We start from the raw sequence: 12,210 nt of genomic DNA on the forward strand, positions 1-12,210 counted from the left end.
GAGGCTATTGGAGCGTCCGCCGGTCCACGGGGGCCGTGGGGGCCTCGCCCCGGTAGGGCGTGGCCGGAGGCAGCAGCAGCGATTCGCGCGGCGTGCCGTCCACGTCCAGCGACACGTCCACCACCGGCTGCCGCACGGGCTCCACGCTGCCGTCCGCGTGCAGCAGCACGCCGCCGCCCCTCGGGATGCCCAGCCCGCGCGTGGGCAGCCCCATGCGCTGGACGGCGAGCTTGAGCCCGGGCCACTCGGGGGGCTCGTGCACCCCGATGAGGTACGGCGTCAGTCCCAGCACCGGGAAGGGCTCGCCCTCTCCGGGCAGGTCGTCGCACCACGCGCCCAGGCCCAGGTGCATGGCCCCGGCGGACACGCCCATGAGCAGGGCGCCCGCCTGATGCCGCTCGCGCAGGAGCGCGTCCACGCCGTGCGCCTGGAACGCGTCCCAGCCCACGCGCGGGTCGCCGCCCGCGAGGAGGATGACGTCGGCGCTCCCGAGCCACGCCAGGTCCCGCGCCGAGGGCGCGGCCGGGATGCTCCGGCACCGCGTGATGCCGATGCCCTCCATGGCCGCGACGAAGATGTCCTGGAACTCCGGCGCGTCGCCGTTGGAGGCGCCCAGGTACGCGGCCGTCACGGGCGGAACGCGCAGCTCCGCGCCGGTGAGCACGCGCACGAAGTCCAGGAAGGGGCGCCCCTCCACGCGCCAGAACAACGGGGCGCTGTCAGCCAGCAGGAGGAGGGGCGGAAGCGGCATGCCGCGAGCCTACCGCCACTGGTAGGCGCGCACCCAGTCCACTTCCATCGTCTGCGGCGCGTTGCGCACCAGGTCCACCGTGGACTGCGGCACGCCGTAGTACGGCGACGTGGCGCCGTTCTGGCCGAAGGGGTAGCCGCCGCCCACCGCGAGGTTGAGGATGATGAACATCGGCTTGTCGTAGACCCACGCCCCGTAGCGCGTCACCTCGGCTCGCGTCGTGGTCTTCACCAGCGCGCCGTCGATGTACCACTTGATGTCCGCGGTCGAGTACTCCGTGCGGTACACGTGCCAGTCGCTCACGCTGGAGGACGGGTAGAAGCGGCCATTGATGGGCGTGTTGCCGGAGTAGCCCGGGCCGTGGAGCGCGCCGGACACCCAGTCGCCGTAGCCGACGTTCTCCATGATGTCGAGCTCGCCGCACGAGGGCCAGCCCACCGAATTGATGTCATTGCCCAGCAGCCAGAACGCCGGCCAGAGGCCCGCGCCCACCGGCATCTTGATGCGCGCCTCGATGCGGCCGTGGCTGAACTCCCGCTTCCCCGCGCTCTCCAGCCGCCCGGAGGTGAACGGGTAGTTGTTGTTCCATTGCAGGCGCGCGGTGAGCTTCAGCGTGCCGTTGCTCACGGAGATGTTGTCGCCGGACGTGGTGTACTGCTGCTGCTCGTTGTTCACGTGCACGGACGTGTTGGGCGTCCAGTTGGCGGTGTTGACGCTGGTGCCGTCGAACTCGTCGCTCCAGATCTGCACCCAGCGGTCCGCCCCGCCGCCCACGACGCCAAAGGAGAACGCCTCCCAGCAGCCGGCGGTGGCGCGGTTGGCGTACAGCGGCGCGGTGCCGCCCTGGTTCGCGTCCGCGGACACGTACAGGCCGGTGCTCTTCGCCCTCAGCCCCACGGTCCCGTCGGGGAAGGGCACCCAGGTGAAGCGCTCCCAGTCCCCCACCGCCGTGCGGAAGCCCGTCACCTGTCCGCCCGCGTTGGGATCCGCGGACACGTACAGGCCCGTCTCCAGCACGCGCAGCGAGATGAAGTCATTGCCCGCGTCGCCCACCTGGAACTGCTCCCAGCCCTGGGCCGTGTCCCGGTTGGCGACCAGCGGCGCGGTCGCGTGGAGGTTCTTGTCCGCCGACACGTACTTCTGCGTCGCGCACGCCTTGAGCCACACCGTCTGCCCCAGCGGCGCCGCGGTGGCGGACTGCTCCCGCGCCGCCACCCGGGGCGTCGTCAGCGCCCCCTCCATCGCGGGGGCAGGGGGCTCGCCACACGCCGTCAGCCCCACCGCCACCACCAGCGTCCACAGCGTCTTCCCGGCTCTCGATGCCATCGTCATCCTCGGTTGGGACCCGGTGCTCACCGCACGACGCCAGCCCCCGGCGCGGAGGCCCCCGGACCAGGTCCGCTTGGGTGGGGCGCTGAAAGTGGATTATCCTAGTTTTCATGCAAAACAAACTTACCTGGAGTCTAGGGGGGCTCCTTGGCGCGGCGCTGGTGGGCGTGCCCCTGGCGGTGTTCGCGGAGGGCCGGCCTTCGCTGGTGAACACCCGCATCGCGACGCCGTTCGGGGCCAACGGGCACTCGTCGACGGTGGACGGGCGCGTCTTCGTGGGCAACATCGGGGAGGACCACGCGACCACGACGACGACGTGGATTGCGCGGGTGTTCCGTCCGGAGGCGGTGACGTACGACGCCGCGGGCAAGCCGTCCTTCGCGGGGACCTTCTCCGCGGGCAAGACGGTGCAGGTGCGCAACGGGGAGAACGCGCTGGCGTTCTGCTTCACGAACCCGGCGCAGCCGTACACGCTCTCTGGCGGGGTCGCGGTCTATCAGCCGTTCATCTTCGACTCGATGATGTTCAACGGGGACAACGTCTTCCGGCGGCGCACGGCGGACCTGCGCGTGTCCCAGCCCTTCACGCCCCAGGCGGAGGTGGCGTCGTTCACCACCGGCGCGCTGGAGACGCTGCGCACCGTCACGGGCGCCACGCTTCGCGGCATCGAGCCGACGATGACGTCCGACGGCCGGCTGCTCATCTACCAGGGCGCGCCCGCGAACACGGGCGGCATCGACCACATGATGTACGCCTACAACCCCACGCCGTGCCTGGCCACCGGCTGGAGCAACCCGCGTCCGCTGTCGATGATGTTCAACGACCCGGATGCGGGCGTGAAGCGCTACCCGCTGGCGTGGAAGCGCTTGAAGGCGGCCACGGGTGAGGACTTCGGCGACACGGCCTCCGGTCCCCTGGTGCGCGGCGCCTACGCGTGGGTGGACCACGAGGGGCGCAACCTCCTCTACATCGCGGTCACCTACACGGATGGGGCGCGGCGGGAGGCGGTGAGCCTGGTGGGCGCGGACACGAACTGGGCCGCGTACCACATCGATGGGGCCATCAACACGGACCGGATGGACATCGCGCACCTCTTCTACTCAGGGCCGATGTGGAACTTCGAGCAGGAGCGCCTGCCGTCCCAGAGCTTCCCGCCGGGGCAGGGCAACGAAGCGCACTACCTGCCCGTCACCAAGACGCACGACGTGCTGTCCCTCTTCGGCAGCAACACGGGCGACTACAACGAGGTGGACCTGGGCGAGCTGATGGACCCCTTCCACCTGCTCTTCCTGCCCATGAACGAGCTCGTCACGCGCGCGGGCGCGTACGACCTGACGCGCACGCCGGACCTGTCCGGCCACTTCTTCACCGGCGCGCTCGTGGGCAGCGCCTCCATCTCCCCGAGCAACGCCGTCACGCGCGCGTCCCCGGACTCGCTGTGGCAGCCGCACGGCAAGGGCAAGGCGCTGGTGGTGCCCGGGGGGAGCGCGCTCGCGGTCCCCCTGGCGGATCCTCCCGGCGCGCCGCTGCCCGGCGTGGGCGCGGACGTGCGCGCCCTGTCGGTGGAGTTCGCGGTGCGGCCGGACGCGGACATCCAGCAGGGATGCACCACCGGCAATCCCTACCGCTACCTGATGCAGAAGGCGGGCGGGCTGGACGTCATCTACGAGGCGGGCAACCAGCTGCACTTCTCCCTGGTGGTCAACGGCCAGCGAGTGCGCCTGGGCTTCAGCCCGGCGCTGCCCGTGGGGCAGTGGACCCACGTGGCCTATACCTGGGACGGCACCACCGGCGTCTTCCATGAATACTTCAACGGCGTGCCCACGAATCGCGCGCTGCCGGTCGCGCCGGGCTCGGCCCGGCTGGGCGCGGGGACGCTCTACATCGGCGCGGGCGCGAACCTGGACACGCAGCGCTGCCCGGCGAACGGCGAGGGCTCGTTCCGGGGCGCCATCGACGAGGTGCGCATCTTCACGCACGCGCGCTCCAACCGGAGCATCTGCCTGACGGCCCACGGCGCCAACTGCCGCGAGGAGGCCATCCAGCACGCGCCCTCCGCCGGCCAGTTCGTGATGAGCGCCCAGGCTCCGGCGTGCAGTGGCACCCAGGCCCTGAACACGGCCGCGTGCCAGTCCGCGATGCACCGGGTCTGCGCGCAGCGCGGCGCGGGCGACGCGATGGCGAACACCACCAACACCTGGGACACCATCCAGCAGCTCGTCAGCAACCGCCCGCCCATCTCGCTGGCGGGCGTGCCGGTGTCGTCCACGGCCACGGACCTGACGGTGGCGTGCGCGCCCATCCAGCACCAGAGCGTGGCGGTGACGTTCGAGGAGCTGGCGCGCATCCACGCGGGCTGCACCGACGACCGCGTGGTGACGGGCACCCACTGCGCCGCGGCGGCGCACCGCTTCTGCAACAGCCAGGGGTGGACCACGGGGCAGATCTTCGAGCTGACGTCCCGCCCGTGGGTGGGCTGCTTCAACTCCGGGCTGCGGGTGGACGTGGAGAAGTCCGTGCTGGGGCCGGTGTCCAACCTGGGCGACTACACCGCCCCCGGCTCACGGCTGGAGGTGAGCCAGTGGTGCCGCACGCAGGGCTACGGCGCGGGCGTCGTCCAGGAGATTCCCAGCGGCACGAAGGCCCACGTGCACTGCTTCCAGCCCGCGGTGACCGCGGCGTGGAAGTACGCGCCGTGAGGCCTCGCGCGCCGCCGGGGCCGCAGGGTCGCCCTGGCGGCGCGGGGGGGCTTCATGGCTTCAGCGCCGGGCGGCGATGGCGCTCGCGCGGACCGCGTCCACCAGCTCCCCGTTGGTGAACGCCTTCCCGGCGATGCCCCAGCCGCCATCGACGGCCTCGTGGAACAGCACCCAGGTCCGCTCGCGGACGCCCGGGTCGGCGGCCAGCTCGCCCACGATGTCGGTGAGGCCCGCCGCGATGCCCGTGCGCTGCTCCTGGCTGAGGGACTTCGCGGGCGTGAGCACCTGGATGCGCACCACCCCCGCGGGCTTGCCCCCCGCGGCGGCCCGCCCCTGGGGCAGCATGTTCAGGAACGCGCCGGTGTTCGCGACCGCGTAGGGGATGCCCGTCACCTTCTCCCACTGGAGGAGGCAGGCCGTCGCGCGCTCCAGCAGCGCCGCCTCGCTCGCCTGCGGAAAGGTTCCTTCGGTCGCTGCGATGTCGATCATGGGCATGGTTCGGGTCCCTCCAGGACTATGACGGTTGTCATAGTGGCGGCCCAGAACTAATTAAGATGGTCGTCATAGTCAATGGGGTGCGATGGCCGAGCGTGTGAAGGGTGGGGCCCGGGAGCGCGTGCGGGGCTCCGCGAAGAAGGAGGAGGAGGCGCCGGTGGCCTCCGAGCGGACGCCCCGGGAGCGGATGGTGTACGCGGCCGCCTCGCTGCTGAGTGAGCGGGGGCTCGCGGGCACGTCGTTCTCGGAGGTCATCGAGCGCAGCGGCGCGCCCCGGGGGTCTATCTACCACCACTTCCCGGACGGGAAGGACGCGCTCACGGCGGAGGCCCTTACGCTGGTGGGGGAGCGCGTGCTCCTGGCCCTGCGCGCGGGGGAGGGGGGGACGCCGGCGCAGGTGGTGCAGCGCTTCTTCGAGGCGTGGCGCAAGGTGCTGCTGAAGACGGACTGTCAGGCGGGGTGCGCCATCGCGGCGGTGGCGAACGAGCGGCTGGCGCACCCGGAGCTGGGCGCGCGGGCGGCGGCGGTCTTCATCTCCTGGGAGCGCGAGCTGGAGGCGCGGCTGGTCGCGGCGGGGCTGGCCTCCGCGAAGGCCGGCAGCGCGGCGGCGCTCATCCTGGCCTCGGTGGAGGGCGCGTTGATCCTCTGCCGCGCCCGCCGGGACATCGCGCCGTTCGACGCCATCCGCGACGCGCTCGTGGCCTTCGTGGGGCCGTGAGGCTCAGGCGGGGTGGAGCAGCGTCTCGAAGACCATCAGGTTGAGGCCCACGCCGACCAGCCCCACCATCGCCACGGCCAGCAGGGCGGTGGACACGCGCCGCCGGAAGCCGGCCTCCTGGGCCATGCTCCGGATGAGCGGGATGTTCACCACGATGCTGGTGAGGCTGGAGAGGATGACGCCGTTGACGCCGGTGACCGCTGAAATCTCATGGTGGCTGATGAGCGTGGCGGCGGAGGCGATGGAGGAGGCGCTCGACAGGAAGCCCCCCAGGATGCTGACGAAGTAGAAGCTGGCGGAGCCGAAGTTGCGCTGCGCCAGCGCGCCCGCGACGTTGAGCGCCAGGAACACGAGGCCGAACTTGATGGCCGCCATCAAGCGGAAGGGCGACTCCAGCGCGAGCCGGGGCGTGCCCTCCGCGGGGGCCTGCACGGGCGAGCGGCGCCACAGCACCGCGCTCACCAGCAGCATCAAGGTGAACGGGATGGCGCAGTGCACGGCCGCCTGCGACGCGAAGATGACGACGATGAGGCCGTTGCGCAGCAGCATCGCGCCGGTGGCCAGCAGGATGCCCCGGTACGCGGACGGCAGCAGCGGGGCGCCCACTTCCTTCAAGCGCGTGGCCAGCTCCACGATGACCTTGCGGCTGTTCACCAGCCCGCCGAAGAACGCCGTCACCTCCATGCCCCGGGGCCCCAGCGTCTTCAGGAGCATGTAGTTCACGAAGCCCACCGCCGCGATGATGATGACGCTGGCCCAGTTGGACTGCGGCTCGATGAGGCCCCACGGGTCCACCGGGTGCGCGGGCAGGATGGGGAAGATGACGAACGTCAGCACCGCGAGCAGGATGGCGGAGCGCAGCTCCTTGTCGGACAGCCCGCCCACGAAGCCCGCGATGGACTGCTTCCAGGCGAGCAGCGCGGCCGTCAGCACGCCCACCACGATGGGGGTGAACGTGTGCCCCATGCCGCACAGGATGCCGCAGAAGGCCACCACCATCAGGGCGGTGGAGGTGGTGAGTGCCAGCCGCCGGTGCAGCAGCAGCTCCCGCCCGTTCATCATCACCACCAGCAGCGTGACGAAGCCCGCGGCCACCAGCGCGAAGGCCTGACCCGTGAGCCCGCCCAGGCAGCCCATCAGCGCGGTGAGCGCGAAGGTGCGCACCCCCGTCTTGCGGCTGTGCTCGCGCTCCAGGCCGATGAACAGGCCAATGGCGATGGCCAGACCCACGCGCGTCAGCACGGGCACCACGGGCCAGTGTGACGCCTGGGCCAGGAGGGTGGGCAGGTCGGCGGGGGAGTCCATGGGGCGCCTCCAGGCTGGCATCACGGCCCGGGAGGACGCCCGGGCCGCGCGCCCCATTGATTGCTGGAGCGACCTTTTCTCATGTCGGAGATGGGGGGCCCTGTCAACGCATCCGCAAGGGGTTCGGAGGGGCCTTCTGGCTTTGGGCTATCGTCGCCCGCCGCATGGATTTCCAGGAAGCGCTCAGGGAGTTGGAAGTGGATGCCGACCCCGGCGGGGACGCCGTCCGGCGGGCCTATCTTCGCAAGCTCAAGACGCGCAAACCGGAGACGGACCCGGAGGGCTTCGCCCGCCTGCGCCAGGCCTACGAGACGGTCCTGGCGGCCCGCGAGGGACGCGAGGGTCCGCGCACCCAGGCGGCAACGCGCGAGGAGCCCGCGGAGCGCGCCCCCGAGCCCGGGCCGGCCCCCGCGTCCGCGCCGCCTCAGGAGGTGCTGGAGCGCTTCCGGGCGGAGTTCCGCGCGCTGCCTCCGGACGCGCCCCTGGACGCGCCGGTGGAGGTGGCGCGGCGTGCCGTGGAGGCCCTTCAGGACGCGGTGGAGCCTCGGCAGTGGCTGGTGAAGGCGCTGCTCGCCGCCAACCGGAGCCAGGAGGCCCTGGCCGCGTACCGCGACGCCTACCGGCAGGGCCATGTCGGCTTCCTGGCGGAGCTCTCGCAGCGGTTTCCGCGGGCGCTGGACGACACGGAGATCGAACTGCTGGGGAAGGCGGCGCCACATCGGTTCCTCTGGATGCTGGCGGATGATCTGCTCGAACTGGAGGAGGTGGAGCGCGCCTCGAAGGTGGCTCGGGTCGCCTTCGACAAGATGGGGACGGGCCCGGAGGAGCCGCCTCCGCCTCCCCGCTGGTTCGTGCAGTTCGTGTTGCTGTTGCACCTGAATGGCCACCCCGGCACGGGCCGGGAGCTGGCGCGGCGCTACGGGGCCTGGATGCAGGGCGAGGGCTTGCTCGGCGCCTTCGAGAGCGACGAAGAGTTGGCGCGCTTCTGGCCGCTGGTGCTGGAGCTGGGGGCGCTGCCGGACTCCTTCAGCGGCACGCTGCGAGGGATCCTCGCGCGGGTCGTGCTCGAGGGGCAGGTGCACGGCGCGCGGTCCGCGTTCCAGGCGCTGGCGAAGGCCCAGCCTCAGGAGGCCGCGGAGGCGGTCCACCTGCTGCGCGAGCACGCTCCGCTCCTGTACCGGGTGCTGGACAGACCCGCTCCGCCCGGGCCGAGGCAGGAGCCGCGCGGGCCCCGCGGCGCGACGGAGCCGGGCCCCGCGCCCCGGCCCCCCGCCGCGCAGGGCCCTGCTCCCGCGCCCGAACCCGAAGGGGGCCGTCCCGTGCTGGATGCCGCACCTGTGCCCACGCTGGACGGGGGGGCTCTGGGACCCGCTCGCGCGCCGGATGCGGGGGTGCCCTCGCGAGCGGGCGCGACGATGCCCCTGGCTGGGCGTCCGGGCTTCTCCCGTGTCTTGACGCTGGCGCTGGGCGGGCTGTTGGCGCTGCTGGTGGTGGCCCTGGCTGTCCACGTCGTTGTCTCCTGGCGACAATGGGGGACCCGCGTGCCGAGGCCGGAGCAGGTGGAGAACGCCCGGCGTCACGCGGAGGGGCTCTGCAGGAGCTTCACAGGGGTGGATGGCCAGAAGGGCTGCAACCACCTCCACGCGCTGGTGGCGCTGGGCGATGAGGGAGACTGCGGGAGGCTGCTCGCGGAGCGCATCGCCTTGAGGACCCGGCTGCGCGACCAGCTCGCCGTCGTCGGGGCGAAGGGTGATTCCTCGCGGCAGGCCCGGCAGGTGGAGATGGATGAGGCCTTCAGGGCCTTCGAGGACGCTTTGGGGCACATCTGCCAGAGGTGAGACAATGAGCGGTGGTCCGGGCCACAAGCCCATCCTGGGCATCGACCTGGGGACGACGTACTCGCTGGTGGCGGTGCTGCGCGACGGTCGCCCGACGGTGCTGCCCAACGCGCTGGGGGAGGTGCTGACGCCCAGCGCGGTGAGCTTCACGGGGGCGGGGGAGGTGCTGGTGGGCGCGGCGGCGAAGGCCCAGGCGGTGTTGGATCCCACGTCCGGCGCGGTGGCCTTCAAGCGCGACATGGGAACGGACCGCCAGCGCATCCTGAGCGGCCGGGGCTTCACGCCGCAGGAGCTGTCCGCGCTGGTGCTCGGCTCGCTGAAGCGGGACGCGGAAGCCGCCCTGGGCATGCCCATCGAGGAGGCGGTGGTCACGGTGCCCGCGTACTTCGGGGACCTCCAGCGGCAGGCCACCCGGGACGCGGGCGCCATCGCCGGGCTGAAGGTGGAGCGCATCATCAACGAGCCCACCGCGGCGGCGCTGGCCTACGGGCTGCACGAGCGCGGCCGGGAGCTGCGCGTGGCGGTGCTGGACCTGGGCGGTGGCACCTTCGACGTGACGGTGCTGGAGATCATCGAGGGCGTCATCGAGATCCAGTCCTCCGCCGGAGACGCGCGGCTGGGCGGGGAGGACTTCGACACCGCGCTGGCGCGGCACGTGGCGCGGGCGTTCCGGGAGAAGCAGGGCGTGAACCTGGAGGAGCACGCCGCCGCGTGGTCCCGGCTGCGCGAGGCCTGCGAGGGCGTCAAGCGCCGGCTGTCCGCGTCCGAGCGCACGCGGCTGGTGCTCCCCGAGCTCCCGCTGGAGACGGGGCGCCGGCTGACGCTGGACCTGGAGCTGAGCCGCGACGAGGCGGAGCAGGCCTGGTCCTCCGTGCTGGAGCGCGTGCGCGGGCCCATCCGTCAGGCGCTGAAGGACGCGTCGCTCCAGTCCAAGGACATCGACGAGGTGCTGCTCGTGGGTGGGTCCACGCGCATGCCGTGCGTCGCCGCGATGAGCGCGGAGCTGTTCGGGCGCCTGCCCCTGCGCAAGCTGCCGCCGGACGAGGCCGTGGCGCTGGGGGCCGCCGTGCAGGGCGCGATGAAGGGCGGGGACCGGGCCGTGGAGGACCTCATCGTCACCGACGTGGCCCCCTTCACGCTGGGCGTGGCCACCATGGCGCAGGCGGGCCGGCAGCACGTCACCGGCGTCTTCAGCCCCATCCTGGAGCGAGGCACGGTCATCCCCACCAGCCGGGTGGAGCGCTACGCCACCAGCAGCGACTTCCAGCGGGAGATCCGCCTGGAGGTCTACCAGGGCGAACACGCCCGCTGCGAGGACAACGTCAAGCTGGGCGAGTACCGCTTCCAGGGGCTGCCGCCCGCGCCCGCGAGCGAGCAGGCCGTGGACGTGCGCTTCACCTACGACCTCAACGGCATCCTGGAGGTGGAGGTGACGGTGGTGGCCACCGGCCGCAAGGAGGCCTTCGTCATCGAGCAGCGGCCCGGCCGCCTCACGCCGGCGCAGATTGAAGACGCGCGCCAGCGGATGGCCGCGCTCAAGCTGCACCCGCGCGACGCCCTGCCCAACACCACCGCGCTGGCGCGCGCGGATGCGCTGTTCGTCGAGCTCACCGGGGCGCCGCGAGAAGAACTCGCGGCGGCCATCGCGGGCCTCCGCCTGGCGCTGGAGGCCCAGGAGCCCGGGCGCATCGCGGAGGTCCGCGAGCGCCTCAACGCGCTGGTGCGCGCCTTCCGCGACCGCTGACGCGACGGCTACACGCGCTCCAGGATGGTGGCGATGCCCTGGCCGCCGCCGATGCACATGGTGATGAGCGCCGTCTGCTTGCCCGTGCGCTCCAGCTCGTCCAGGGCGGTGCCCAGGAGCATCGCCCCGGTGGCGCCCAGCGGGTGGCCCAGCGCGATGGAGCCGCCGTTGACGTTGACCCGGTCCGGGTCGATGCCCAGCGCGCGCGTGGTCTGGATGACCACGGCCGCGAAGGCCTCGTTGATCTCCCACAGGTCGATGTCGCCGGCCTTCATGCCCGCCATGCGCAGGGCCTTCTCGCTGACCGGCGCGGGGGCGGTGAGCATGATGAGCGGCTCGGTGCCCAGCGTCGCCATGGCGCGGATGCGGGCGCGGGGCTTGAGGCCCTGCTCCTTCACGTAGCGCTCCGACGCCAGCGCCACCACCGCGGCCCCGTCCACGATGCCGCTGGAGTTGCCGGCGGTGTGCACGTGCTGGATGCGCTGGGCCTGGGGGTAGGCGCTGAGCGCGATGGCGTCCAGCGTCTCGCCGTTCGGGCCCACGGCCAGCTCCCCCATCGCCACGAACGCGGGCTTGAGCGCGGCCAGTCCCTCCGCGGTGGTGTCCGGGCGGGGATATTCGTCGCGCTCCAGCAGCACGGCGCCCGTGGACGGGTCCTTCACCGCGAAGAGGGATGGGGCGAAGCGGTTCTCCTCGATGGCGCGGGCCGCGCTCTTCTGCGAGCGCAGCGCCAGCGCGTCCACGTCCGCGCGACGGATACCCTCCAGCGTGGCGATGAGGTCCGCGCTGATGCCCTGGGGCACCTGATACACGCGCTCGCGCAGTCGCACGTTGCCGCCGTCCTGGCCGCCGCCGTCCGCGCCCAGCGACAGGTGCGACATGCTCTCCACGCCGCCCGCCACCACGAAGTCCATGGCGCCGGAGGCCACGCCCATCGCGCCGAAGTTCACCGCCTGGAGCCCGGAGCCGCAGAAGCGGTTGAGCGACACGGCGGACACGTCCTGCGGCCACCCCGCCGCCAGCACCGCGTTGCGCGCGATGTTCGCCCCCTGCTCGTTCACCTGGGACACGCACCCCGCGATGACGTCGCCCACCTGACGCGCGTCCCAGCCACCGCGCCGCTGGAGCGCGTTGAGCGTCTGTGCGAGCAGCTCCTGCGGGTGCAGCCCCGTGAGGGCACCCTTGCCCATCTTCCCGCGCCCACGCGGGGTCCGGATGGCGTCGATGATGTAGCTGGCGGTCATGTGCGGCTCCTTTGATGTCGACCGTAATATTATCTGCGTAATTTGTATGTCAAGGCGACCTGGGGTGGGGACGGATGACAGACCCGG

At 72.1% G+C, this 12,210-nt stretch carries 9 protein-coding genes; 4 read left to right on the top strand and 5 right to left on the bottom strand.

Going from position 1 to position 12,210, the window contains the following annotated elements; genetic code table 11:
• Positions 1-4: 4 nt before the first annotated feature.
• Complete coding sequence (locus GTY96_RS04170) at positions 5-751, bottom strand: Type 1 glutamine amidotransferase-like domain-containing protein (protein ID WP_143898701.1); 747 nt, start codon at positions 749-751, stop codon at positions 5-7.
• A gap of 9 nt (positions 752-760) precedes the next feature.
• Positions 761-2,077, bottom strand: coding sequence for a family 16 glycosylhydrolase (locus GTY96_RS04175; RefSeq protein ID WP_143898702.1), 1,317 nt, complete (start codon positions 2,075-2,077; stop codon positions 761-763).
• Between the two features lie 113 nt (positions 2,078-2,190).
• Here GTY96_RS04175 and GTY96_RS04180 point away from each other — a divergent pair, with 113 nt between their 5' ends.
• Positions 2,191-4,779 (top strand): LamG domain-containing protein, encoded by a 2,589-nt coding sequence (locus GTY96_RS04180; protein ID WP_161663902.1) that lies wholly within the window; start codon positions 2,191-2,193, stop codon positions 4,777-4,779.
• Positions 4,780-4,839: 60 nt separating this feature from the next.
• Here GTY96_RS04180 and GTY96_RS04185 read toward each other — a convergent pair whose 3' ends face one another.
• Positions 4,840-5,274, bottom strand: coding sequence for a tautomerase family protein (locus tag GTY96_RS04185; protein ID WP_143898704.1), 435 nt, complete (start codon positions 5,272-5,274; stop codon positions 4,840-4,842).
• Positions 5,275-5,359: 85 nt separating this feature from the next.
• Here GTY96_RS04185 and GTY96_RS04190 point away from each other — a divergent pair, with 85 nt between their 5' ends.
• Positions 5,360-5,992 carry a TetR/AcrR family transcriptional regulator gene (locus GTY96_RS04190; RefSeq protein WP_235685308.1) on the top strand — a complete coding sequence of 211 codons (633 nt, stop codon included), beginning with the start codon at positions 5,360-5,362 and terminating at the stop codon, positions 5,990-5,992.
• Positions 5,993-5,995: 3 nt separating this feature from the next.
• On the opposite strand, the gene GTY96_RS04195 is transcribed toward GTY96_RS04190, so the two are convergent.
• Entirely contained in the window at positions 5,996-7,297 is a 1,302-nt protein-coding gene (locus GTY96_RS04195) for an MgtC/SapB family protein (protein ID WP_161663903.1), read from the bottom strand.
• Positions 7,298-7,494: 197 nt separating this feature from the next.
• Between GTY96_RS04195 and GTY96_RS04200 the strand changes: the two genes are divergently transcribed.
• Together GTY96_RS04200 and GTY96_RS04205 are read left to right on the top strand one after the other, a co-directional pair.
• Complete coding sequence (locus GTY96_RS04200) at positions 7,495-9,135, top strand: hypothetical protein (RefSeq protein WP_161663904.1); 1,641 nt, start codon at positions 7,495-7,497, stop codon at positions 9,133-9,135.
• Positions 9,136-9,139: 4 nt separating this feature from the next.
• On the top strand, positions 9,140-10,879 hold the full coding sequence (locus GTY96_RS04205) for an Hsp70 family protein (protein WP_161663905.1): 1,740 nt from the start codon (positions 9,140-9,142) through the stop codon (positions 10,877-10,879).
• Positions 10,880-10,887: 8 nt separating this feature from the next.
• Here GTY96_RS04205 and GTY96_RS04210 read toward each other — a convergent pair whose 3' ends face one another.
• On the bottom strand, positions 10,888-12,123 hold the full coding sequence (locus GTY96_RS04210; RefSeq protein WP_161663906.1) for an acetyl-CoA C-acetyltransferase: 1,236 nt from the start codon (positions 12,121-12,123) through the stop codon (positions 10,888-10,890).
• Positions 12,124-12,210: the final 87 nt, after the last annotated feature.

The organism is Corallococcus silvisoli (genome assembly GCF_009909145.1).
In the GTDB taxonomy this organism is placed as follows: domain Bacteria; phylum Myxococcota; class Myxococcia; order Myxococcales; family Myxococcaceae; genus Corallococcus; species Corallococcus silvisoli.